We start from the raw sequence: 23,061 nt of genomic DNA on the forward strand, positions 1-23,061 counted from the left end.
CGAGGCTAGGTTCAGGTGGTGCCGCGTGCGACGAGTTCGACGGGGAGCCGCTGCGACCCGACCTCGCGCCCCGCGATGAGGTCCAGCAGCCCTCGGACCGCGGCCTCGCCGATCTCCCTGGCGGGGGAGTGGACGGTGGACAGCGGGACCGGCAATTGTGCGGCGATCGGGATGTCGTTGTAGCCGATGAGCGCCACGTCCTCGGGCACGCGCAGGCCGAGGTCCCGGGCCACACCCAGGACGCCGACGGCGATGGTGTCGGACACGGCGAAGATCGCCCGCGGGCGGTCGGGTGAATCGAGCAGCGTACGTCCGGCCTCCGTGCCGCCGCGCACCTCGAAACTCGACGCGACGATCCGGTCGTCGGGCAGGGCGAGGCCCGCCTTCTCGGTCTCGGCGCGGAAGCCGGCGAGGCGATCGGTTGCCGTCGTCGCATGAGACGGACCCGCGATGACCGCCAGGTCGGTGTATCCGCGGTCGATGAGGTGCCGTGCGGCGAGCGCCCCGCCGCGCACGTCGTCGCCGCCGACGAACGGCAGACCGGCATCGGCGTGCCTGGTCAGTGTCAGCATCGGCACGTCGCCGACCCGCAGCGACGCGATGAAGTCCTTCCCGGGGCGGTGCAGCCCGCTGAGCAGCAGTCCGTCGACCTGGCGTCCCACCAGGAGTTCGATGGCCGCACGTTGCGCCTCGGGCTCGTCGGGCGGACTGGACAGGAGCACCGAATAGCCGGCGCGGGTCGCCTCCTGCTCGATGCCCTGATAGGTCGTGGCGACCACGCCGTCGGTGAGGCGGGTCATCACCACTCCCAGGGTGGTGGTCTTGCGCGTCCGCAGGCTCGCGGCCCACTGGTTGCGCTGGTAACCGAGCTCCTCGGCGACCTGTCGTACCCGCAGCGCGGATTCCGACCACCCGTCGGTCGGTTCGGACTGTCGCAGCACGCGTGACGCCGTCGAGACGTGAACACCTGCGCGCCGGGCGATCTCCTTGAGAGTCGGTGTCGGTCGACCACCGCCCACGTGAGTCCTCCGTCTGCTGTCCGGCTCGCCTGTTGACCTGGGGTCAGGGACCACCTACGTTAGTCGATGCAAACGTTCTCGCAAACGTTCTCATGATGCTCGTCACCGACCGCTCGTGAAGTCTCCGGAGGTTCCGATGTCCAGTCCCAGCACCCTGTCGCAGCTGTTCGCGCTCGACTCGCTGCTCGAACCCGAGGAGATCGCGATCCGCGACACCGTGCGCGACTTCGCGAACGCGAGACTGCGCCCGCACATCGCGGACTGGTTCGAGGACGCGAAGCTCCCGGTCCGTGAGATCGCCCGCGAGCTCGGCGGGATCGGCGCTCTCGGAATGCACCTCGAGGGCTACGGCTGCCCCGGGACCAGTGCGACCGCCTACGGCCTGGCCTGCCTGGAGCTCGAGGCCGTCGACTCCGGCATCCGCAGTCTCGTCTCGGTGCAGGGCTCGCTGGCGATGTTCTCGATCCACCACTGGGGCAGCGAGGAGCAGAAGAACGAGTGGCTGCCGCGCATGGCGGCCGGCGAGGCCATCGGCTGCTTCGGCCTGACCGAGCCCGACTTCGGTTCGAATCCGAGCGGCATGCGCACCAACGCCCGGCGCGACGGTGAGGACTGGATTCTCAACGGCACCAAGATGTGGATCACGAACGGCTCCGTCGCCGACGTCGCAGTGGTGTGGGCGAAGACCGACCTCGAGGAGGGCGCCCGCGGCATCCGCGGGTTCGTGGTGCCCACCGACACCCCGGGCTTCTCCGCCCCGGAGATCGGCAAGAAGATGTCGCTGCGCGCCTCGGTGACCGCCGAACTGGTCCTCGACGACGTGCGCCTGCCGGCCTCGGCGATGTTGCCGAAGGCACAGGGCCTGCGCGGGCCGCTGAGCGCTCTCAACGAGGCGCGCTACGGCATCGTGTTCGGTGCGATCGGCGCGGCCCGCGACTGCCTGGAGGCGGCCATCGCCTACTCGCAGTCCCGCGAGGTCTTCGACAAGCCGCTCGCCGGTTACCAGCTCACCCAGGCGAAGCTCGCCGACATGGCCCTCGAGGTCGGCAAGGGACATCTGCTGGCCTACCACCTGGGCCGGCTGAAGGATCGCGGCGAGGTCCGTCCCGAGCAGATCAGCACCGGCAAGCTGAACAACACGCGTGAGGCCATCAAGATCGCCCGGGAATGCCGAACGATCTTGGGCGCCAACGGCATCACGCTCGAGTACCCGGTCATCCGGCATGCGAACAACCTCGAGTCCGTCCTCACCTACGAGGGCACGTCGGAGGTCCACCAGCTGACCATCGGGCGTGCCCTCACCGGCCAGGACGCGTTCCGCTGACAGACGAGACCCACCCTCGACCTGTGAGTCGAACTCCACGAAGGAGTTCACCGCATTGAACGGGGTCGGGATCGACACCAGGAAGCGGGATTCGGGAAGCAGGACGCCGGTCCGCCGGGCCTCGACGAACCGCTGGTAGGACGCGGCGGCGACGGAATGGTAGTCCACGTCGCCGAACTCGACGGCCACGCCGGGCCTGACCCGGGCCCGGTCGCCGACGACGTCGAGTGTCGGATTGTCCAGGAAGAGATCCCGTTGTGTCAGAACCCAGTTCGCGCGATCTCCGGGTTCGCCGTCCGGAACGCGGAGCACGTTCGGCTGCAGGTTCTCGCCGACGAGGGCGAAGGCCGCGTCGACGTCGGGCACGTTGATGCTGCCGGTCAGATAGAAATTCGTCATGGGTGATCCTCGGGGTGACGGTGGAGACAGAGGTGATGTCGGGCGAGCGAACGGTTCACAGGAGCACGCCGAGCCGCGGAGGCCGGGTGCCGTGCAGGGTGTGGTTGCCGATGTGGACGTACTTCCATCGGGCGGGATCGTGCAGCGAGTGCACGCGCACGTTCCGCCAGTGCCGGTCCAGTCCGTACTTGCCGTCGGTTGACGACGTGCCGGCGAGTTCCAGAACGCCCGAGGCGATCTCGATCGCGAATTCCTGGGCGAGGGCCTTCGCCGACGCGATGGTCAGTGACGCCGCGGCAGCCGAGTCCCGGGTCAGCTCGGGCTCGGCCCGCGCCGCGTCGATGAGCCGGGAACCCTTCTCCAGCAACGCCTCGAGTGCCCACAGTCGGGCGGTGAGTTCGCCGAAGCGGCGGATCACGTGGGGCTCGTCGGCCGCCCGGTCGACGTTCGCCTCGAACCACGGTCGCGACTTCGTCCGGACGAACTCGGCGCCGTCCTCCAGCGCCGCCCGGGCGATCCCCACGTCGATGGCGGTGTGCAGGGCCTGGTCGAAGGCGCCGAGCACCGACGGTGCCGCGGTGACCGGATCGGGGTCGGGCCCCTCGTCGATCACGAGGCGGTCGTCGACGATCACGTGATCGAGGATCACCGTCCCGCTCGCGGTTCCCCGCTGGCCGAAGGCCGACCAGTTCTGGAGGTCGAGGGTCACCCCCGAGTCGGTCGGACGGACGAAGACGGTCGCACCGTGGTCGGTGCCCTCGACGCGCGCGCCCACACCGATCCAGCTCGCGCCGAGTGAACCGGTCGCGTAGTACTTGGTGCCGTGCAGTTCCCAGCGGCCGTCGTCGAGACGGCGCACCGTGGTCTTGCGCTCGGCGGCGGTGCGTGTGCCGCGCTCGGCGGAGGCGTTGCCCAGCTGCGCGCCCGCCAGGATGTCGCCGTAGATCGTCGGTGCGGGCTCGGTGCGTCCGAGTCCGCGGATGCCTGCGCTGAGGACATAGTGCGACAGCAGCAGCTGGCCGACCGCGGAATCGGCCCGTGCCAGACGCCGGATCACCTCGACCGCCACCGACTGCGGCAGGTCGGGTCCGCCGTGTTCGGCGGGTACGAGGATGCCGAGGAGACCGGAGGCGGCCACGGTCTGCAATGCCTCGGTGGGGAGTTCGCCGTCGAGTTCGCGCCGCAGCGACCCTGCGGCGACGACTGCGGCGACGGAATCGGCAGCGGCGAGTGCGGCGTGCTCGTCGGACAGCACCGGTACGGCCGGGGCGTCGGTGGTGGTCGTCGGTGTCAACGTCGAAATCCTTTCGTGGACGTCACTGTTCGCGCTCACGCTAGGGTTTCGGCATCGCCTGTGGGTGGTGGTTCAAGCAACACTTACAGGTCGTGCAGGAACGGTGTAGGCCCGACGCCCGCCGGCCCGTTCGCGGTGTGTCCCGACCGCGCGGGCCACGGCCACCAGCGCGGCGACAGCCCCATTGGCCTCGGGTTCTTCGGTGGTGGCCAGCGAGATCCGGCGGGACGGCGGACGACCGGCAACCGGTCGGACCGCCACGTCGTGCCGGGCACTGCGGAGGGCGAGCGAGGGAACCAGTGAGACACCGAGTTCTGCGGCGACGAGACCCTGGACGGTCGGGTAATCCTCGGCCCGGAACGACACCGACGGGGTGAAACCGGCCCGTCGGCAGGAGTTCAGGAAGACCCGCGCATCCGGGCAGGTCCCGGTCGCCGAACTCACGACCCATTTCTCGCCGGAGAGCGCATCGAGCGGCACCGCACGGACGTTTGCCAACCGGTGGCCGGGCGGCAGGACGACATGGAAATCGTCGTCGAACAGCGGTGTGAGACAGAGGTCCCCGTAGTCTCCGCGGGACTCGCCGGGCACCTCGGTGACGACGGAGACCTCGACGTCGCCGGCGCGCAGCAGTTCGACGGCCTCGTCGGGGTCGGCGGCGACCAGTCGGACCTCGGTGCGCGGGAACGCTTCTCGAAATCGTGTTATCACTCGCGGGAGGATCTCCGACGCTGCGCTGGAGAAGGAGGCCACCCGTACGAGCCCGGGTTCGGGCGCCGAGGACCGGGACAGGTCGCGCTCGGCGTCCTCGACCGCAGCCAGGATCACCTCGGCGTGGCCGACGAGCCGTTGCCCCGCAGGGGTCGGATGCACCCCAGACGGCGTGCGTACGAGCAACTGGTGCCCCAGGTCGCGTTCCAGTGCGGTGATCTGTTGGGAGACCGCCGACGTCGTGTACTGCAGCGCGGCGGCGGCAGCGCTCATCGAGCCCCGACGGACCACCTCGGAGAACACCACCAGCTTGCGCACGTCGAACACGTCGAAACCATAGAGCGCGCGCGGTGCTTCGCAGACACTTCTGCTCAGGCGTACCGAAAAGCCCTGGCTCCGGCGCCGGCCGGCGAGCGGCCGGTCAGTAGGCGGAGGCGGGCTGGGTCGGGACGATCCCGTGGTGCAGGTGGGCCACGTCCGGGTGGGCGCGGGTCCGCGACTTCCACGCGTTCTCGCCGTAGGTGTTGAAGATCGGGTTGTTCGGATCGACCTCGACGCCCCGTGACAACGCGGCCAGCTCCGGCGGCAGCTCGATGATCGGGATGACGGCATCGAGCGCGGGGTTCAAGAAGAACGGGATGGACACGCGGTCGGTGCCCGGTCGCGGCGCGCGGACACGGTGCTGGGTCGCCCGCAGGTAGCCGCCCGTGGCGACCTCCAGCAGCTCACCGATGTTGACGACGAAGGCGCCGTCCACCGGGGGGACCTCGAGCCACTCGCCGGCGGACGTCTCGACCTCCAGTCCCTCGGAGCCGGGTTCGACCAGCAGCAGGGTGAGGACGCCGGAGTCCTTGTGCGCGCCGACCCCCTGCGTGCGATCGGGGCTCCCGGGATAGCGCACCACCTTGATCAGGGTGGCGGGCAGGTGCTCGAAGGCGGTGTCGAAGAACGATTCCGGAGCCCCGAGCGACACCGACCAGTGGCGCAGGAGCCGCAATCCGACCTGTGAGAGGGTCTCGCCCCAGGCCTCGAACGCCTCTCGGAAACCCTCGGGCCTCGACGGCCACAGGTTGGGCCCCTGGAGATGCCAGTAGCCCTCGGCATCCGGCACGACCTCGCGCCCGGGACCGATGTCGATCTGTTCGCGCCAGTCCACCTTGCCGTTGGTCAGCTCCCCGCCGAGACGTGAGTAGCCACGGAACTGAGGGCTCTGGAGCTGGCTGATCTCGTTCTTCACCTCGTCGGGCAGGGCGAAGAACTCCCGGGCCAGTCGCAGGACCTCGTCGAATGCCTCTTGGGGCACACCGTGGCCGGTCAGGTAGAAGAAGCCGTGGTCGTGCGCCGCTTCGCGGAGCGCCGCGCGGAAGGTCGCCGGATCGGTGTCGGCGTCGCGGAGATCGAGGATCGGGAGCATGCCGTCAGAGTGCCAGAATCCCGCGCTTCGACGGAAGGTCGTTCACAGACCGTGAAAGCGCCTTCACCACGCCTGCAGGCAGTACGTTGGAGTCTCGAGGGCCGAAGTGTCTGAGAACGTCTGAGAAGGCTACGCCCTGGGAAGGAATCCGTCGTGACCCATGAAGCCGACGACGTCGTACATCTGCGGATCGCGGAACTGGCGCGGGAACTGCACGCCGACACCGCCGACGACGAGCTGATCGCCAAGACCATCGTCGAGGGTGCGCTGGCCGAGATCCCGGGGGCGCAATATGCCGGACTCACGGTGGCCACGGATCGTCGCTCCATCGAGTCGCTCGGGTCCACCCACGAGTACGTGGAGATCCACGACCGGATTCAGGCCGAGACCGGCGAGGGCCCGTGCCTGTCCGCGGCGCTGCACGAGCGGATCGTGCGCGCCGACGACCTGGACGCCGACAACCGGTGGCCGAAGTACCGGCGTCGCGCGGTGGCGGAGATCCCGATCCGGTCCGTCCTGTCGTTCCAGCTCTTCGCCAACCACAACCGGATCGGGGCGCTCAACGTGTTCGCGGACGAACCGGGGATCTTCGACCTGCACGCCGAGGACATCGGCGTGGTGTACGCGACCCACGCGGCCCTGGCGTGGAACGCGATCCAGAAGGACCAGCAGTTCCACAGCGCTCTGGCGAACCGGGACGTCATCGGTCAGGCGAAGGGAATGCTGATGGAACGGTTCGGGGTAGACGCCCTGGCGGCCTTCGACCTGCTGAAGAGACTGTCGCAGGAGTCGAACACCAAGCTCTCGGAAGTGGCGCGCCAGGTCGTCGAGAAGCGGTGACTTCCCGCCCGGGGAAGGCGAATTACTCAGGCACGGCGAACTCGACCGTGCTCGGTCCGGTGCCGCCGTCGGCGAGCACTCGGCCGGCCTCCTCGAGGGTCTCGTAGATCCGGACCTTCGCGGTCAATCCGCTCACCTCGAGCGGTCGCGAGACGGTCCGCTCGCCGGCCACGACGACCGGGATCGACGCTCTGGTCGCGTCGTCGATGAAGGTGCCGAGCAGGACGAGGCCGACGGTGCCGAAGAAGTTGACGGCGGTGAGATCCAAGACGATTCCGTCGCACCTGCTGCGGACGACACGATCGAGGGCGATGGCGAAGTCGGCGCCGGTCTCGGCGTCGATGCTCCCGGAAAAGCCTTGTACACAATACGATTTCGAGGAATCGAAGCGGCGGGTAGAGGTTCTCGACGCGGATTCCGTTGCGGCATCGAATGCCGACCGGAATGTCGTCGATGTACTGAGGGGCATGAGGTTGCTCATCTCGGTTGGGTGTTGTGCTCGGTAGCGTCGCGTCATGAGACGAAAACCGTTGTCTTCCGGCCTCTTTGGCCGCATCCCAAGTTCACGATCATCCTTTTGCGAGGAGATAAGCCGTGATGCGTCGTGAGTGGCGGGCCCTGGTCGCCCGATCGCTCTTTGTCCCGGCTCTGCCCTGAACCGTATGTCTCACCCTACGGACGCTTAGCGGCCCGAACAAGACCTTTACCCTCTTGTTGCCGCGACCAGGGGGTCGTTATCGTTCCGTGACCTACCGGGCGGTCACTTCCGACTGGACGTGACGCGCGGAACATGGTTGTCTTGTAGTTGATGTGTGTCGAGTCGCGTGCGCACATCCGCTCCATGCTGGATTTCGGGCATTCAGCCCATCGATCTCTCATGATCAGAAATGTCTGGGTGGTGACTCCTATGGCGACACAAGCCGGGCACGACGATTATCGCGACGTCCTCCCCATGCTGCGGGACATCCGCAACGAGGCCGACGCTGTTCTCCGTGCCAAGAAACGCGACGAGGTGATCGAGCGGTGTCTTCCGCTCGCGGATCACGTCGCACGCCGGTTCTCCGATCGCGGTGAGCCGGTCGACGATCTCCGCCAGGTGGCGCGGATCGGTCTGATGCACGCGGTCGATCGTTTCGACATCGAACGCGGCAACAATTTCCTCGCCTTCGCGGTTCCGACCGTAATGGGTGAGGTCAAGCGGTATTTCCGGGACAGCACGTGGTCGATCAGGGTGCCACGTCGCGCGCAGGAAGCCTCGTTGAACATCGCGAAGGCCAGTGAGGAGCTGTTGCAGACCCTCGGCCGGTCGCCGCGCCCCAGCGAGATCGCCGAACATCTCGGATTACCCGTCGGTGAGGTCATCGAGGGGATGGTGGCTCGCTCGGCGTATACGGCGAGTTCCATCGACGCCGAGGCCGGCTCGTCCACGGACGGCTGGACCCTGGCCGACACTCTCGGCGACGACGACGATCGCCTCGGCATGGTCGAGGAGTTCGTGACTCTCCAACCCGCACTGGCCATGCTCACCGAGCGTGAGCGCAAGATCCTCACTCTGCGGTTCTTCAAATCGATGTCGCAGAGCGAGATCGCGCGCGAGGTCGGCATCTCGCAGATGCATGTGTCGAGGCTGCTCACCCGCATCCTCGAGACTTTGCGTGAGGCGGTTGCCGACGATGAGTATTACGAGGAGCCGTTGCGGGCTCACGCCTGATCGGGTGCTGGGGGTCCACGCCTCGTGCGCGGGCCCCCAGCTTCCGAACCAGTGCCCTGAGATCGATCAGGGCTTCAAGATCACCTTGACCATCCCGTCTGCCTTTTTCTGAAAGGTCTCGTAGGCCTGCGGGGCTTCCTCGAGCGGGATCTCGTGTGTCGCGAAGGTGTCCACTCCCAGCGGATCCTCGTCGGTCAGCAGGGGAAGGATGTCGTCGACCCAGCGCTTGACGTTCGCCTGGCCCATGTGCAGGCGGATCTGCTTGTCGAACATCGTCAGCATCGGCAGCGGATCGGCGGTCCCTCCGTAGACCCCCGACAACGAGATCGTTCCGCCACGCCGGACGACGTCGATCGCCGAGTAGAAGGCTCCCAGCCGGTCGACGCCGGCCTCCGACATCGCCTTGCGCGCAACGAAGTCCGGCAGCAAGCCAACGGCGTCCTGGACCAGCTTGTTGACCAGGGAGCCGTGCGCCTCCATGCCGACGGCGTCGATCACCGAGTCCGTGCCCAGACCGCCGGTGACGTCGCGGACCGCGTCACCGAGGTTGTCGACCGCATCGAGATCGATGGTCTCGATGCCGCGTTCCTGCGCCCGCGCCAGCCGTTCCGGGACCCGGTCGACGCCGATCACGCGCGCCCCCTGATGTGACGCGATGCGTGCGGCCATGTCGCCGATCGGACCGAGGCCCAGCACGGTGACCGTTCCGCCACGCGGGATCTCGGCGTAGGCCACGGCCTGCCAAGCGGTGGGCAAGACGTCCGACAGGTACACGTATCGTGAATCCGGTTTGTCGGCAGGGACTTTGATATGGGTGAACTGCGCCTGGGGAACCCGGAGGTACTCGGCCTGGCCGCCGGGGACCGAGCCGTACAGCTCGGAGTACCCGAACAGGGCGGCTCCCATGCCCTGGTCGCGGACCTGGGTGGTCTCGCACTGCGTCATCAGTCCCTGGTTGCAGAAAAGGCATGACCCGCACGAGATCTGGAACGGGATGACCACCCGGTCGCCCACCTTCAGATCGCCGGCCTCCGGACCCACCTCCTCGACGATCCCCATGGGTTCGTGACCCAGGACGTCGCCGGGGCGCATGAACGGTCCGAGAACCTCGTAGAGGTGCAGGTCGGAGCCGCAGATGTTCGTCGACGTCACCTTGATGACGGCGTCGGTGGGCTCCTCGATCTTCGGGTCCGGCACGCTCTCGACCGATACGTTCCGCTTGCCCTGCCAGGTGACTGCTCTCATGATCAGGCCTCTCGGTGATGTTCGGTTGCTCCGCGGGTTGTTTCGGCGTCCTCGCGGATGGTGTCGTCCGCGACCCGCTCACGGCGTCCGACCGCGCGCTTGCCCGCGTGATCTGTGGGGAAGTCGTGGAAACGCTCCTCGTACCGTTCGGCCTCCTCGGCGGTGGTCTCCGGCTGGATCGGGTCCTGGTGGGCCCGTTCGCCGTCCAGCCCGGCACGACGCCGAAGCCGGGTGCGGGCGCCGACGAGGAGGACGACTGCGAGGATCCCGGCGAGAACAGCGCCGAGCGCGAGCCAGGGTGTGAGGTCGTTGTCGCTCGCGCCAGCGGCGATCGCGGCGCCTCCGAGCACCAACATCAGTCCCAGGCAGAAGAATCCGAGAAGTCCCACCGCCTTGAGGTCACGGGATCTACGTTCTGGCCGTCGTGAGATCGCCTCCCGCGAGGCGATCTCACGCTCCGGTGTGGGATCGGGCATGTCGGTCCTTTCGTTGAGGTCGTCGACCCGAGTCGGTCGAGAGCTGTCGGCTGATCGGACGACGCCGAGTGGTGAACCGCGGCCGCGCCGGCGGTGATCGTGAAGCCTCGGGTACCGCAGCGGCCCCATGCTGAAACGCCACGACGTGTGATCGACTCCATCTCTGCGTGTCTGCGCAGGTCAGGCTCTGATAACGTTTCCTTACGGTGTAACGGGGAACACGACGACACGTGGATGTCCGTCGCCGCGTTTGGAGTAGAGCAGCGTGGGGCACTCATGAACCGACCGGTGAAGATTCACACCACTCGACGTGAGAAGAAGACTCATTTGATGACCGATCCTGATGCCACTTCCCAGCTGTCAGTAGACGGGGGGACGCCGACGGTCCTACGGGTCCCGGCGGCCACCGATCGCCTGGCGCTGGTGCGCGCGGTCGTCGAAACAGCCCTCTACATCGAGGACTGGGTACTCGACGACGTGATCGACGCCAAGGTCGCGGTCGATGAGATCTGCTCACAGATCATCGCCGCAGCCGTCGAGGGATCGTCGATCCAGATCACCCTCCAGATGACGGACAACGGTGTCGCCGGCGAGGTCCGCGGAGACCTCGTCGACGGCGTGACCCTCGACGAGTCGAGCTTCGGCTGGCGCATCGTGCAGACCGTGACCGACAGCCACACCATCACCTACGACGACGCGACCGGCACCGATTCGGGTCGTACGGTCACGATCCGGTTCTCGAAGGTCAGGGGCTGACCCGCCCGGTCGCTTTCCAGGCGTCGTCGGCCGCGTCGTAGGCGATGAGCCCCAGGTCGGCGAAGCCGTTCAACCAGCCCTCCATCGGCCGGAAACCCCAACGGCGGTAGAAAACCCGCGCGTTGCGCAGGATGTCCCGGAGATGTTCGACCGGGGGATCGGACACCGGGTGATGCTGATGGTAGGCGTGGGCGCCACCCACCCAGGCGATCCGACATCCCTTGCTTTGGGCGCACAGGGCGAAGTCGGTGTCCTCACCGCCGTAGCCCTCGTACCCGGTGTGGAAGCCGCCGATGTCCTCCCAGTCCGGGGCGACGACCGCGAACGAGAGCGACCAGAACAACGTCATCGCCGACGAGAACTCGACGCTGTCGTCGCGGGGTGCCGGACGGGCCGGATGCGGTGCCGCGAACCGGCGGAGTTCGCGGGCGTCGAATGTCGGCTGGCCCTCGGGTAGGTAGGTGACCGGCCCGCAGAACAGGAGTCGTGGTCCTGCGTCGGTGGCCGCACGGAGGTACCGCGCGAGAAGTGCCGAGTCGGGGATGCAATCGACATCCAGGAACACCAGCAATCCAGCTCCGCGTGAGATCGCCTCGGCTGCACCGGTATTGCGGGCCTCGGCGAGTGGCAGGGTGTCACCGCCGCCGCGCACGTGCACCAGGGAGACCGGATGACCGTGCGGGGCGCAGTCGTCCACCAGGCCGCCGATATGGGGATCGTCCATGGCCACCACGACGTGGACGAGCGGCGCGAGGGTGGAGTGCGCGAAGGCATCCAGTTGCCTCCGCAGATGAGCATGCCGGCCGGAGACGATCGTGATGACCGCCACGGCCGGGTCGGGTCCCTCGGTCATCGGTGGGCCACGGACTCGACGGCCCACGCCGCCCGCTCGGCCGCGCCGTGGGTGTGCCAGCGATCCCATTCGGGCGCACGATCGCCGATCGAGTCGACGATCGCCCTCCATCGTTCGGGCGTCGGCCATGTGGAGGCGACGAGCGCCAGTTCGGCACGGGCGAGGGTTGCCGCCGTGGTCCGCTGCTCGGCGAACGGGCGGTCCTCGGGGATGACCACGGCGGGCCGACCGGCGGTCGCGGCGTCGGCGACACTTCCCTGACCGGCACTGATGACGGTCAGCCGAGAGCTGCAGAGGAAGGGCCACGGGTCGTCGACCCACGTCCCGAAGGCCGGCCCGAGCGTCACGACGTTCAGATCCGGCAGGTCCTCGGCGAGCCGTGATGCGGGGTGCGGCGACCGCTGATCGCCTCCGGCGCCGGTGAGGACCAGGAGGTCGGCGGCGAAGCTCGGATGAGAGACCGGCGGACGTCCGTCGAACCTCGAGATGCCACCGGTGAAGGTGGTCTTGTGACGGTGCTCCTCGAGCCATGCCGGACGGTACAGATCCTCCGGCCACGGGGCGAGGATGGCGTCGGCCGCGCGATACGCGAGCTGGTGGGGCGGGTCGTCGCGGTCGCCGGGCATCGCCGTCACCACGACGGGCACGCCGAGGAGGCGCAGGAACAGGGTGACCTCCACCGATACGTCGACGACCACCGCCTTCGGCCTGCGCTCGGCGACGAAGGCCGCGAGTCGGGCCATCCGGTTGCGGAGTCCCGCATCGTGACGGGGCGCCCAGTGCAGCAGCCCGTGCACGTCGACATCGACCGGATGCGCGTCGGCGTCGTCGCGATCGAGACGGACGACCTCGGCGAACGCGGGGTCGTCCAGAGAGGCGCTGGTCAACGCCACGACGTCGGACCCGATGTGCGCGGCGACGGCCGCGGCCCGCGAGCAATGCCCCTGTCCCTGGTGGTGGACGTAGTAGCCGATCATGCCGGGACCTTCACGCTGGGCCGGTGCGCACGCCGCCTGCCGGCGACCATCTGTTCGTAGATCGCCCGGTACCGGCCGATCATCGCGGCGTCGGAGCAGTGCTGCTCCGCGCGGCGGCGCACGAGGCGTCGATCGAGGACGATCGCCTCCTCGGCCGCGGCGGCGAGAGCATGGACGTCGTCAGGCGCCACGAGGACCCCCGAGCCGGCGTCGACGACCTCGGGGATGCCGCCGCGGGCGAAGCCGGTCACCGGCGTTCCGCAGGCCAGCGATTCCGCGACCACCAGGCCGTACGGCTCGTCCCACACCGGGGTGACGAGCGTGGCGCCGCAGGACCCGACCAGTCGGGCCAGGTCGCGCTGACGAAGATGTCCTTCATAGGTGACGTGGTCGCCCAGGGCCGGGGCCACCCGATCTCGGAAGTATTGCTCGTCGCTGATCGGACCGGCCAGCCGAAGCCGGCGGCCGGTCAGGCGGGCGGCCTCGATCGCCAGGTGCGTGCCCTTCTCCGGGACGATCCGCCCGAACCACACCAGGTCGTCGCCGCCGGGTCCGCTCGTCCATCGGTCCAGTCGGACCCCGTTGTGCACGACCGGGACCGTTCCCAGCACGTGCGCCCAGGCCTGTGCGGTGTGTCGGCTGACCGCGACGCATCGCGTGCCCGGCGCGAGGGTCAGTGCGGACTCGAGCCAGGGGGTGGGCGGCGTGTGCAGGGTGGTCAGCATCGGGGTCTGCACCGACGGTCCCATCGCGACGGGCAGGTAGTGGAGGCTGTGGTTGTGGATGACGTCGAACTCGTCTGGGTTGCGCGCCAGCTCGAGCATCAGGGACAGGTAGGAATGGTGCTCGTGCAGGACCTCGGCCGGCGGCATGGACACATCCGCCCGGGCCGCGGCCGACGGCTCGAAGAGGCGGCCCCGCAACCGGTCCGAGTCGACGGGTAGATCGCTGCCGGCCCCGGCGAAGAGGGTGACCTCGTGTCCGGCAGTCGTGAGTGCGCGCGTCAGATGCCAGACATGAGACTCCAGGCCACCGGCGAAGGGTTGGGCGATCGGGTACCGGCTCGACGCGATGATCGCGATCCGCAGTGACTCACGCATGCAGCACCCTTGTGTAGAGGGCGGCATGCTGTTCGGCGATGGAGATCCGCTCGGTGCGCCGGTCCGGCCACAGCGCCGGCACCGGCCTGTTCTCGTAGGCGTCCGCGAGTGCTGCGACGAGGGAGTCGGGATCGAACCGGTCCTCGGTGAGCTCATAGGTGAAGCAGTCCCGTTGTTCGTGGTAGAAGCCACAGGACGGGGCGATCACCGCGGTGCCGAGATCGTGGCAGGCCTCGAGCCAGCCGGAATGGGTGCCGAAGCGGTAGGGCAGGACCGAGACCGACAATCCCTGGAGGTAGTCCCACAGCTGGTCGTCGTCGAAGTATTCGTGGACCCGCACGCTCGCGTACGGGTGCCTGGACAGCGCGAGTGCCGCAGTTCCGAAATCGGGGTTGTACCAGTGGTTTCCGGGAACGAATATCTCGTCGTGCAGATTGATCTGGATCGTCACGTCCGGATAGTCCGACGCGGCGTCGAGCAGCGTCAGGATGACCGGTAGCGGATCCATGTTCGCGCGGACGCTCTTCGCGTGGACGCCGACCACGAAGTCGTCGGTCGCAGGTTCGCGTGGGCCGAAACGGGCGGGAGGGATCACGTGGGGGTGCGGGATGACCGTGGCCGCGCGGTTCCAGCGCCTGGATATTGCGTCCGCGGCGCCGTGGGTCGGCGTGATCAGTTCGTCTGCCGCGGGCACGAGGATGTCGAGGACCTCTTCGTGGGCTCCGGGGTCCGGATGATGCGGGTTGCGCAGATCGTGCAGGGTGTAGACGAGCGGCTTGCCGTGCTTGCGGAGTTCGGCCACCACCGCCGACATCACCGAGGGTTCCACCGCGTCGAAGCCGAAGTGGATATGGAACACGTCGAAGTCGTTGTGGTGCTGTGCGATCCAACTGGGGTCGAGCATGAGCGGTGGCCACCATCCACCCGGGACCTTCGCCCCGTCCGCCGGTACGGGGTCGGCCAGGCGGGTCACCGAGACCTTGCCCGTGTCGAGCTCGCTCACCGTGCCGTTGACCGGCGAGAGGTGTCGGACATACACGTGCGACGCGGGGACGGAGGCGACGCGGATCGTAGTCGCGGCCGTTGCCGAGCCGGTCTCGTTCGCGGTGGGAATCTCACCGCCGGCGGGATCGATCGTCGCCGAACCGCTGGACCCGATGATCTGCCGTCCGTCCACAACTGCTCCTATGGGCATCCATCGCAAGGCCGTGAACGGCTGACTGCTCAACCGGGGAGGACCGCGTGATCACGGCGACTCGGCGCCGGGCGCCGACGACGCCGGCGCGCGAACAGCGTCTACCCGATGGATGAAGCGGTGAAACCCGTTGCGGGTGCAGGTGTGACGGAGTCCGGCTCAGTTCTCGGGTTCGTGGGCGTTGAGCAGGAGATGGTCGAACGAGCGGCGCGCGGGGTCGGGGAGCACCACGTACTTGTGCACGCGGGAGACGATGTTCTTCGCGAGTTCGTTGACCTTCACGTTCGCGGTCTGGGAGCGCCAGCGCATGACCTCGAAAGCGCGCTCGGGACTGACGCCGTAGGCCATGGAGATCATGCCCTTGGCCTGCTCGATCACGCCCTGGTTCTCCCGGAAGCGCGCCACATGCTCGTCGACCTGGTCCTTGACCGCCTCCTCGTCGTAGCCGGTGAGGTCGAGGTAGAAGCCCTCCGCGCCGACGGGCGAGCCCGACTCGTCGAGCATCTGCTGGGAGACGACGGCGACGTGGTGGACCTGACCGGAGGTGTCCAGGATCCGGTGCTTGCTGGAGAAGGGCGTGCGGCGCCGGATCATCTCCACCACCATCTCGTCGAAGGCGTGCCGGTCGTCGGGATGCTTGTGGCTGGCCAGCAGCTCGGTCGTCGGGGTGACCTCGCCGGGTTCGTACCCGTGCATCACCGCCACCTCGTCGGACCACTCCCACTTCTCGCTGTCGAACCAGAAGCGGAAGCTTCCCACGTGACGGATGCGGGAGATGTCTGCGGTGCGGTCGTTGGTCTCTGGCACGGTTACCCCTTGGACTCGAGGAAGCACGCCTATCGGGCAGGATCGGCACACGGATAGCACTAATTCAGCCGCGGTCTCGGGCGGAGACTGCATAGTACCGAACAACCGTTAGCAGAGAGAACCGGCCGATCGGACCCAATCCCGGTATGGGTCTTCGTGCAGCGGCCCTTCGCCAGCATGGATGCCTGCGCCGGTGTTTCGAGCTGTGACCTGCGGGTACACCTGTCGGCATGAGCGCAGACGACCAGGCGTCAGAGGCAGCGGCGGCCACCGAATGGGTGAACCCCGACCTGACGGTGACGGTGGGCGCCGAAGACGTCGACGCCGATCACCTGGACCGCGATCCCGTCGAGGACGGCGTGGACCCGCCCGAGGACTGGACCGCCGCCGACCGCACCGGTACCACCGCCCGCGAGCAGCGCGAGGGGGAGACCGTGTTCACGCGCTCCCGCTCGTCTTCGGGGCGATCGCGGCGTTCGGTGCCGCGAGGGACGTCACGATGACTCCGGCGGGTCCAGAAGAGTGAGACCGATTTCTCGAACCGTCTCATTCGAGCGTGATCGGCCGCTACTCTGAGGCGCATGCACTGCGTGGTCGTGGGTGGGGGACTCGCCGGATTGGCGTCAGCGGTTTGGCTTTCCGAGGCGGGGCAACGCGTCACCCTGCTCGAACGTCGCGGCTCGCTGGGCGGTCGCACCATCTCGATGCCGCTCGCCGCGGTCGACGACATCCCCGACAACGGCCAACACGTCTTCGCCAGCGGTTACACCGATCTCATGCGCTACCTGGAGAGCGTCGGCACGCGTGAGCACGTCGAGTTCCCCGGGCACATGACGTTCCGCATGCCGGGTGGGGGCACCCGCAGATCGGCGTTCGGCGGACTGACCGGCCTCCGTGCCGCACTCGGTGACCTTCCCGGCGTCACGGGTCTGGACAGGCTGCGGACCGCCCGGGCCCAGGCGACGTTGATCCGGCAGGCGTTCCGTCAGCCGGAGTGGCTGGACAAGGTCACCGCCGACGAGTGGTTCCGCCGTATCGGGATGCCACAATCGGCGCGAAAAGCGTTGTGGGACGGCATCGTCATCGGACTCACCGGCGACAAGACCGAGATCTCGTCGGCGAAGGTCCCGGCCGATCTCCTGGTCACCGGGGCGCGCCGGGCGCTCGCCTCGCGCACGCCGGTGTCCATCGGGTTCCCGACGGTCGACCTCGACACGCTGTTCATCGCGGGGGCGGAGAAGAGGTTCGCCGACGCGGGCGTCGACGTCCGGCATCGCGCCGTCGTGTCGTCGATCGACGTCGCCGACGGCAAGGTCACCGGTGTCACGCTGTCCGACGGGGCCAAGGTCGAGGCCGACGCGGTGATCTGCGCCGTCCCGGTCTGGAACGTCAAGGGCATGCTCGATCAGGTCCCCGGACACGAGAGGATCTACGAGGCCGCCGACACCCTCACCCCGGTGCCGATCGTGAGCGTGAACCTGTACCTCGACCGCTCGATCGGGATGGAGGACTGGGGCGAGATCCTCTACGGCGGGGAGGGCGTCCTCGAGCAGGTGTGGGATCGCCAGCGAATGCACGGTCGCGATCCGAAGGACAACTGGTTCTACTCGACGACCGTCTCGGCCGCCTACGATCTCATCGGCAAGACCAATGCCGAGATCACCGACATCCAGATGGACATGCTGCGCAGGTACTACCCGCAGGCCGCCGGCGCGCAGGTCGTCCACAGCCACGTGGTCCGGATGCCGAGATCGACCTTCGCGCAGCGGCCGGGGACGGCCGGCATCCGCCCCGACCAGCGGACCGCGGTCGAGGGCCTGGCTCTCGCCGGCGACTGGACCCGGACCGACTGGACCACCACGATGGAGGGCGCGTGCCAGAGCGCCGCTCGTGCGGTCGAGGTGATCCTGGAATACGCACGATCGCGCCACCACGCCTAGACGCGACACGCTAGGTTCGCCTCATGCCCACGACTTCTGCGTTCTACATCGGCGGCCCGGAGGTCATGCTGCGGATACGCGGCATGGAGATCACCGCCGAGCGGGGCACGGGCCGGATGCGGACCGGTCCGTGGCTCGCCGATCCCGACGCCGGCATCGCCCGCGGGGCGCTCGGCGTCGCCCTCGACGACGTGACCGGCTACCTCGTCGACTCCGGGAGCCCGGACGGGCAGTGGCCGGTGTCGCTCGGCATCCGGATGGATTTCATCGCCGATCCGCCGCTGGACGGATCTCCCCTCGATCTCTCGGGAGAGCTGGTAGCCCGCTACGACGGCGGCGCCATGAGCAGGGGCGTCGCCACCGATGCGTCGGGCGCCACGATCGCGACGATGATCCAGCGGTCACACCTCGTCTCGGCGCCCGGCACGCCGGGTGACCACGCCACACCAGAACTGCTGTCCGCCCCCGAGAGCCCGGTGCGTGAGCAACTGGGTCTGCGCACCTCGACGCCCGATCGGCTGACGATGGACCCGACGCCGTTGTCCGCCAACGGGATGGGCAGCGTTCACGGCGGAATCCTCGTCTGCTCCTCCGAACTCGCCGCGATGACGGCGATCGAGGCGGGTGGCAGGTTCCGGACGGCGAGTGTCGACATCGTGTACGTCAGACCCTGCATCGCTTCCGAAACAACGACTTTCACGTCCGAGATCGTCCATCGTGGTCGCTCGCTGTCAGTGGTCCGGGTGGTCTCGTCGAACTCTCCGGGACGGGCGTCGTCGATCGCGACGTCGTGCTGCAGCGGATCTGACGCCCCCAAAGAGCGGCTCTCACCTGCATGGTTGCGCGGGACCGTCCGCGGCTGGCAGGGTGCACTCAGGCGGACCTCCTCGGCGCGTCACCCGACGCGCCGAGCGTGGCCGCATCTCGCGCGTCGGCGTGACAGAGGGTTGTGCCGACGCTTGTGCACAACACAATCATTTGCCTGCCGCTTCGTAATCACCTTTTCGCACAAGCGGCCTGCCGGATGAGGGAAAGGATCGCAAGATCGTGGTAACTCAAACAGCAAGCCAGAACACCGAGATCATCGACACCCGTTCCGATGTCCGCGAGACCGGAGTCGCCGCGGGCGTCGACGTCTACCGAACACGACTGCCGCATCGCGGTCAGATCGAGCCGCGGCCGCACAACACCGTGTGGGGCAGCATGAAGAATCCGGGGCCGCTGTCGCCGCCCGAGCTCCGCCGGTACGCCGAACGCGGATACCACACCGAGCCGAAGGTGCTGTCCCCCGAGGACATCGAGACCTGCCTCGGAGAGGTCACGGCGATCACCGAACGCCTGGGAGACGACGACAGGGTGATCCGCGAGCCCTCCAGTGGTGACGTGCGCTCGCTCTTCGCGGTGCACCGGCTCAGTGAAGCGATCGCCGAGATCGTGAACCGCGAGTCCATACGCGGTGTCGCAGAACAGATCCTGGACGACGAGGTCACGATCCACCAGAGCCGGGTCAACCTGAAGCCGGGGTTCGCGGGCGGACCCTTCTACTGGCACTCCGACTTCGAGACCTGGCATGCCGAGGACGGCATGCCGGCGCCGCGTGCGCTCAGCGTGTCACTGGCGCTCACGCCGAACCTCTCGACCAACGGTCCGTTGATGATCATCCCGGGTTCGCACCGGCGCTTCGTGAGCTGCGTCGGCGAGACGCCGGACGACTACCATCGCGAGTCGCTGACGTCCTACCGGCCGCCGTTCGGGACTCCCGAGGAGGAGGACGTGCGGGCGCTCGCCGACGAGCTCGGGATCGACACCATCACCGGTCCGGCCGGGTCGGCGCTGTACTTCGACTCCAATTGCCTGCACGCCTCGGGCGGCAACATCACGCCGTACCCGCGGAGCAACCTCTTCGTCGTGTTCAACGCGAAATCCAATGCGCTGCAAGCGCCGTTCGGAGGGACGCCGCCGCGACCGGATCACCTGGCCCACAGGTGAGCAGAAGCTAGAACCCCGTCGACGATCCCAGTTCCGGGGCGGGTCCGGTGAAGTAGTGCTCGCCGTCGAACGCCGCCGGCAGTCCGGCGACGAGGTACCGGCCGATGCCGGGCTGGTCGAGCTCGGTGAACAGCGGATTGCGTTCCAGCGCTCCGGATTCGACGACCTCGTCGAAGGTCCGGTACCGCGCGGACAGCACCGATCGCGCGGACAGCGCCTCCTCGACCTCGGCGGTGGTGTGCCGGGCGAACCATGCCGCGAACAGCGGGGTGACGACGCCGCGGTGCGTGTACCGGTCGGCTTCCCTCGTGAAGTCGGCGCCGAGTGCCTTCTCCACGGCCGCCACCGCATCGCCTGTCCCGGTCATGGCGACCAGGTCGCGCCAGTGCCGAGGGGTCAGGGCCACGATCATGAACCGTCCGCCGTCCGCGGTGACGAAATCGGTTCCGTAGGTTCCGTACACGTCGTTTCCGGTGGCGGGACGGGCGCCGTTGCCCAGTTGCGGTTCGGTGAGGTAGCCGAGGGTCCCGGCGATGGCCAGCGCGGTGTCCTCGAGCGGCAGCGTGATCTGGGCGCCCTGGCCGGTCCGGTCGCGTCGGCGGACCGCGGCGGTGACGGCCAACGCCGCGTACAGGCCGCAGGCCACGTCCCACGCCGGCAGGACGTGGTTCACCACGCCCGCGTAGTCGGTGGGTCCGGTGATCGCCGGGAAACCGAGTGCGGCGTTGACCGTGTAGTCGACGCCCGGGGTTCCGTCGGCACGCCCGAGCAGTTCCAGTGTGATGACGTCGGGACGTTTCGCCGAGAGGGTCGCGTGGCTCATCCACTCACGCCCGCCGGCGTTGGTGACGAGGATGCCGCCGCCGGGACCGCTCTCGGTGACGAGGTCCTGGATCAGCTTCTGGCCCTCGGGCGCACGGAAGTCCGCGGTCACCGATTTCTTGCCGCGATTGAGCCCGGTCCAGTAGATCGACCTCCCGTCGGCGGTCACCGGCCAGCGGTTGGTGTCGGCGGCGCCGCCGATCGGATCGACCCTGATCACCTCGGCCCCGAGCTGGGACAGGGTGAGGCCGCACAGGGGCGATGCCACGAAGCTCGACACCTCGACGATGCGGAGTCCGTCGAGCGGACGCGGGTTGGTGCTCATGGAAGACCTCTCGGGAGTCGCGGTTCTCGGTGTCAGGCCATCAGGACGTCGTAGCGCCAGTCGAGGACATCGCGATCCTCGCCGTCGCCGTGTGCGACGACCTTCGACCGGAGTTTCAGGACCCCGCCGCCGGAGGACAGCGGGGTGGCGGACTCCACCGTGATCTCCGAGCTGAGGGTGTCGCCCTCGCGGACCGGCCCGGTGTGGTCACAGGAGTCCCAGCCGAGCACGGTCACGAGGTTCGGCAGCGCCCGGTTCGCCTGTGACAGCGCGAGTCCGATCGTGTGCCCGCCGTAGACGAGGCGTCCGCCGGCGGCCTTGCCGGCCACGCGCTCGTCGTGATGGGTCGCGGCGATATTCAGCGTCAACCGTGCGAGTTCCGGGGCGCCCGACACGACATCCGCACTGGAGCGGAACACCGTGCCCTCCAGGTCGGTCGAGAAGTGCCGTCCGCGTACCGATTCGCGGAAGGCCGCGAGATCCCAGTCGGGCAGCGCGGGTGCGGTGTCGTCGGCGGTACCGATCGTGCTCAGGTCGTCGGCGTGAATCGTGCGGCCCGGATCGGCGCCGGGGCTCAAGGGGAGCATCGCGCACCGGTAGAAGTCGAGGACGGTGTCGCCGTCCTGATCGGTGGTGACCATGTGCAGTGCGGCGAGCCCGGTGGGCGCGCGTCCCGGCCTGGGCTTGTTCTCCCGCAGGCCGACGACCTCGGTCACCGTGGTCAAGGTGTCGCCGATCCTGGGGTGGCCGATGAACCGCAGGCCGCGGTAGAAGAGGTTCGCCTTCACGTGGTGGGTCGCCAGTGTCGACTGGCCGATGGCGACATCGGTGACCAGGCCGGGGTGGGCGAGCACGCCGTCGCCCAGTACGCGTCCGGACAGGTGGGCGTCGAGCGACAGTCGCAGCCGGTTGCCGAGGATCGCCTGGTGGGTTGCGGCCAGGCCTGCCGTCAGCGTGAGCGACGGCGCGTCGTCGAAGACCTGGCCGTGCGTCAGCTCGTCGAAGTACGGCCCGCCGACCTCGATCGCCTCACCCATCGAGTCCTGCCTTCGCGAGGGTCTTCCTGGCCGCGACGGCAAGCGCCTCGTCGAGCATCCGCCCGTCGAGCTCGGCGGCGCCGGCGCCTGCCGAGGCCGCCGCGTGGAGGGTCTCGAGCACACGTCGGGCGTCCTCGATGGCGGCCGCGTCCGGGGTGAATATCTCGATGGCCGTGGCCAATTGGGCCGGGTGGATGACCCATGTCCCGTCGAAGCCCAGGTCGCGCACCCAGCGCTTGGCGGCGCGGAAGGCCTCGTCGTCGGCGATGGTCAGGTGCGGCCCGTCGATCACGTCGACGCCGGCGGCCCGGGCTGCGAGCAGCACCTGATCCTGGATCACGTGCCAGGTCTGCATCGGCAGTCCCGGCGTGCGGCCGAGGGCTGCGCCGAGGTCGGCATAGCCGATCAGGACGGCGTCGAGCCGGTCTGTCGCAGCGCAGATCTCGGCGGCGTCGCGAATCCCGCGGGGCGTCTCGAGCAGTGCCTGCAGCCGCACCGCGGACCCGCCGAGGCGCCGGTCGGCCTCCTGGAGGTCGGTCGGGCTGTCGGCCTTGGGGAGCACCACCGACGTCAGCCCGGGCATCTGTGCGCAGGCCGCGAGATCGGCTGCCGCCCAGGGGGTGCCGATCGCGTTGATGCGCAGGGAGACCGCGCGGCCGGCACCGTGCTCGGCGACGAGCTCGCCCGCTGCCGCACGGGCGGAATCCTTGTTCTCCGGCGTCACCGCGTCCTCGAGGTCGAGGACCACCTCGTCGGCGTCGGATGCCAGTGCCTTGCGGGCCTTGCGGTCGTCGGAGGCAGGCGCCACCAGTACGCCTCGTCGTCTC

Annotated in this window: 23 protein-coding genes and 1 pseudogene; 8 read left to right on the forward strand and 16 right to left on the reverse strand. The window is 68.4% G+C overall.

Annotated elements, in window-relative coordinates:
* Positions 1-11: 11 nt before the first annotated feature.
* Positions 12-1,019 carry a LacI family DNA-binding transcriptional regulator gene (locus GP2_RS09615; protein ID WP_040526713.1) on the reverse strand — a complete coding sequence of 336 codons (1,008 nt, stop codon included), beginning with the start codon at positions 1,017-1,019 and terminating at the stop codon, positions 12-14.
* Positions 1,020-1,155: 136 nt separating this feature from the next.
* Here GP2_RS09615 and GP2_RS09620 point away from each other — a divergent pair, with 136 nt between their 5' ends.
* Positions 1,156-2,343, forward strand: coding sequence for an acyl-CoA dehydrogenase family protein (locus tag GP2_RS09620; RefSeq protein WP_006900313.1), 1,188 nt, complete (start codon positions 1,156-1,158; stop codon positions 2,341-2,343).
* 15 nt (positions 2,344-2,358) lie between these two features.
* On the opposite strand, the pseudogene GP2_RS22115 reads toward GP2_RS09620, so the two are convergent.
* From GP2_RS22115 to GP2_RS09640, 4 genes and pseudogenes are all read right to left on the reverse strand, one after another.
* Positions 2,359-2,742, reverse strand: a pseudogene (locus GP2_RS22115) (hypothetical protein); the annotation flags it as partial.
* A gap of 55 nt (positions 2,743-2,797) precedes the next feature.
* Positions 2,798-4,036 (reverse strand): acyl-CoA dehydrogenase family protein, encoded by a 1,239-nt coding sequence (locus GP2_RS09630; protein WP_006900315.1) that lies wholly within the window; start codon positions 4,034-4,036, stop codon positions 2,798-2,800.
* A 72-nt stretch (positions 4,037-4,108) separates the two neighbouring features.
* Positions 4,109-5,074, reverse strand: coding sequence for a LysR family transcriptional regulator (locus GP2_RS09635; protein ID WP_006900316.1), 966 nt, complete (start codon positions 5,072-5,074; stop codon positions 4,109-4,111).
* Between the two features lie 94 nt (positions 5,075-5,168).
* Positions 5,169-6,161, reverse strand: coding sequence for an isopenicillin N synthase family dioxygenase (locus GP2_RS09640; RefSeq protein WP_006900317.1), 993 nt, complete (start codon positions 6,159-6,161; stop codon positions 5,169-5,171).
* Between the two features lie 153 nt (positions 6,162-6,314).
* Here GP2_RS09640 and GP2_RS09645 point away from each other — a divergent pair, with 153 nt between their 5' ends.
* Positions 6,315-7,001, forward strand: coding sequence for a GAF and ANTAR domain-containing protein (locus GP2_RS09645; RefSeq protein WP_006900318.1), 687 nt, complete (start codon positions 6,315-6,317; stop codon positions 6,999-7,001).
* Between the two features lie 22 nt (positions 7,002-7,023).
* On the opposite strand, the gene GP2_RS09650 is transcribed toward GP2_RS09645, so the two are convergent.
* On the reverse strand, positions 7,024-7,557 hold the full coding sequence (locus GP2_RS09650; protein WP_006900319.1) for an STAS domain-containing protein: 534 nt from the start codon (positions 7,555-7,557) through the stop codon (positions 7,024-7,026).
* 351 nt (positions 7,558-7,908) lie between these two features.
* Here GP2_RS09650 and GP2_RS09655 point away from each other — a divergent pair, with 351 nt between their 5' ends.
* A complete protein-coding gene (locus tag GP2_RS09655; RefSeq protein WP_006900320.1) occupies positions 7,909-8,712 on the forward strand; it encodes an RNA polymerase sigma factor SigF in 804 nt (267 codons plus the stop codon).
* Between the two features lie 66 nt (positions 8,713-8,778).
* Here GP2_RS09655 and GP2_RS09660 read toward each other — a convergent pair whose 3' ends face one another.
* Both GP2_RS09660 and GP2_RS09665 read right to left on the reverse strand, forming a co-directional pair.
* Positions 8,779-9,957, reverse strand: a complete 1,179-nt coding sequence (locus GP2_RS09660) for a zinc-dependent alcohol dehydrogenase (protein WP_006900321.1) — start codon at positions 9,955-9,957, stop codon at positions 8,779-8,781.
* Positions 9,958-9,959: 2 nt separating this feature from the next.
* Positions 9,960-10,433 (reverse strand): hypothetical protein, encoded by a 474-nt coding sequence (locus GP2_RS09665; RefSeq protein WP_006900322.1) that lies wholly within the window; start codon positions 10,431-10,433, stop codon positions 9,960-9,962.
* A gap of 330 nt (positions 10,434-10,763) precedes the next feature.
* Between GP2_RS09665 and GP2_RS09670 the strand changes: the two genes are divergently transcribed.
* Positions 10,764-11,189 (forward strand): ATP-binding protein, encoded by a 426-nt coding sequence (locus GP2_RS09670; protein ID WP_006900323.1) that lies wholly within the window; start codon positions 10,764-10,766, stop codon positions 11,187-11,189.
* On the opposite strand, the gene GP2_RS09675 is transcribed toward GP2_RS09670, so the two are convergent.
* The 5 genes from GP2_RS09675 to GP2_RS09695 form a co-directional block, all read right to left on the reverse strand.
* Positions 11,179-12,042, reverse strand: coding sequence for a glycosyltransferase family 2 protein (locus GP2_RS09675; RefSeq protein WP_006900324.1), 864 nt, complete (start codon positions 12,040-12,042; stop codon positions 11,179-11,181). The two genes, GP2_RS09670 and GP2_RS09675, sit on opposite strands and share 11 nt — an antisense overlap.
* Positions 12,039-13,019 carry a hypothetical protein gene (locus tag GP2_RS09680; protein WP_006900325.1) on the reverse strand — a complete coding sequence of 327 codons (981 nt, stop codon included), beginning with the start codon at positions 13,017-13,019 and terminating at the stop codon, positions 12,039-12,041. The genes GP2_RS09675 and GP2_RS09680 overlap by 4 nt, the downstream gene beginning before the upstream one ends.
* A complete protein-coding gene (locus GP2_RS09685) occupies positions 13,016-14,119 on the reverse strand; it encodes a glycosyltransferase (protein WP_006900326.1) in 1,104 nt (367 codons plus the stop codon). The genes GP2_RS09680 and GP2_RS09685 overlap by 4 nt, the downstream gene beginning before the upstream one ends.
* The gene (locus GP2_RS09690) at positions 14,112-15,233 is read right to left on the reverse strand and encodes a glycosyltransferase (RefSeq protein ID WP_051997201.1); all 1,122 of its coding nucleotides are present in this window, start codon (positions 15,231-15,233) and stop codon (positions 14,112-14,114) included. Before GP2_RS09690 ends, GP2_RS09685 begins: the two co-directional genes overlap by 8 nt.
* A 240-nt stretch (positions 15,234-15,473) precedes the next feature.
* A complete protein-coding gene (locus GP2_RS09695) occupies positions 15,474-16,121 on the reverse strand; it encodes a PAS and ANTAR domain-containing protein (RefSeq protein WP_006900328.1) in 648 nt (215 codons plus the stop codon).
* Positions 16,122-16,351: 230 nt separating this feature from the next.
* Here GP2_RS09695 and GP2_RS09700 point away from each other — a divergent pair, with 230 nt between their 5' ends.
* From GP2_RS09700 to GP2_RS09715, 4 genes are all read left to right on the forward strand, one after another.
* Positions 16,352-16,624, forward strand: coding sequence for a hypothetical protein (locus tag GP2_RS09700; protein WP_006900329.1), 273 nt, complete (start codon positions 16,352-16,354; stop codon positions 16,622-16,624).
* 78 nt (positions 16,625-16,702) lie between these two features.
* Positions 16,703-18,061 carry a hydroxysqualene dehydroxylase HpnE gene (gene hpnE / locus GP2_RS09705; RefSeq protein WP_006900330.1) on the forward strand — a complete coding sequence of 453 codons (1,359 nt, stop codon included), beginning with the start codon at positions 16,703-16,705 and terminating at the stop codon, positions 18,059-18,061.
* A gap of 23 nt (positions 18,062-18,084) precedes the next feature.
* A complete protein-coding gene (locus GP2_RS09710) occupies positions 18,085-19,089 on the forward strand; it encodes a PaaI family thioesterase (RefSeq protein ID WP_006900331.1) in 1,005 nt (334 codons plus the stop codon).
* A 19-nt stretch (positions 19,090-19,108) separates the two neighbouring features.
* Positions 19,109-20,050 carry a phytanoyl-CoA dioxygenase family protein gene (locus GP2_RS09715; protein WP_006900332.1) on the forward strand — a complete coding sequence of 314 codons (942 nt, stop codon included), beginning with the start codon at positions 19,109-19,111 and terminating at the stop codon, positions 20,048-20,050.
* Positions 20,051-20,057: 7 nt separating this feature from the next.
* Here the strand turns inward: GP2_RS09715 and GP2_RS09720 are convergent, their stop codons facing one another.
* Genes GP2_RS09720 through GP2_RS09730 form a run of 3 tightly spaced genes read right to left on the reverse strand, consistent with a single transcriptional unit; the run spans position 20,058 to position 23,042 of the window.
* Positions 20,058-21,197, reverse strand: coding sequence for a CoA transferase (locus GP2_RS09720; RefSeq protein ID WP_006900333.1), 1,140 nt, complete (start codon positions 21,195-21,197; stop codon positions 20,058-20,060).
* 32 nt (positions 21,198-21,229) lie between these two features.
* On the reverse strand, positions 21,230-22,234 hold the full coding sequence (locus GP2_RS09725) for a MaoC family dehydratase (protein WP_006900334.1): 1,005 nt from the start codon (positions 22,232-22,234) through the stop codon (positions 21,230-21,232).
* Entirely contained in the window at positions 22,227-23,042 is an 816-nt protein-coding gene (locus GP2_RS09730; protein WP_006900335.1) for an HpcH/HpaI aldolase/citrate lyase family protein, read from the reverse strand. Before GP2_RS09730 ends, GP2_RS09725 begins: the two co-directional genes overlap by 8 nt.
* Between the last annotated feature and the right edge of the window lie 19 nt (positions 23,043-23,061).

Source organism: Gordonia paraffinivorans NBRC 108238 (assembly GCF_000344155.1).
Lineage (GTDB): Bacteria > Actinomycetota > Actinomycetes > Mycobacteriales > Mycobacteriaceae > Gordonia > Gordonia paraffinivorans.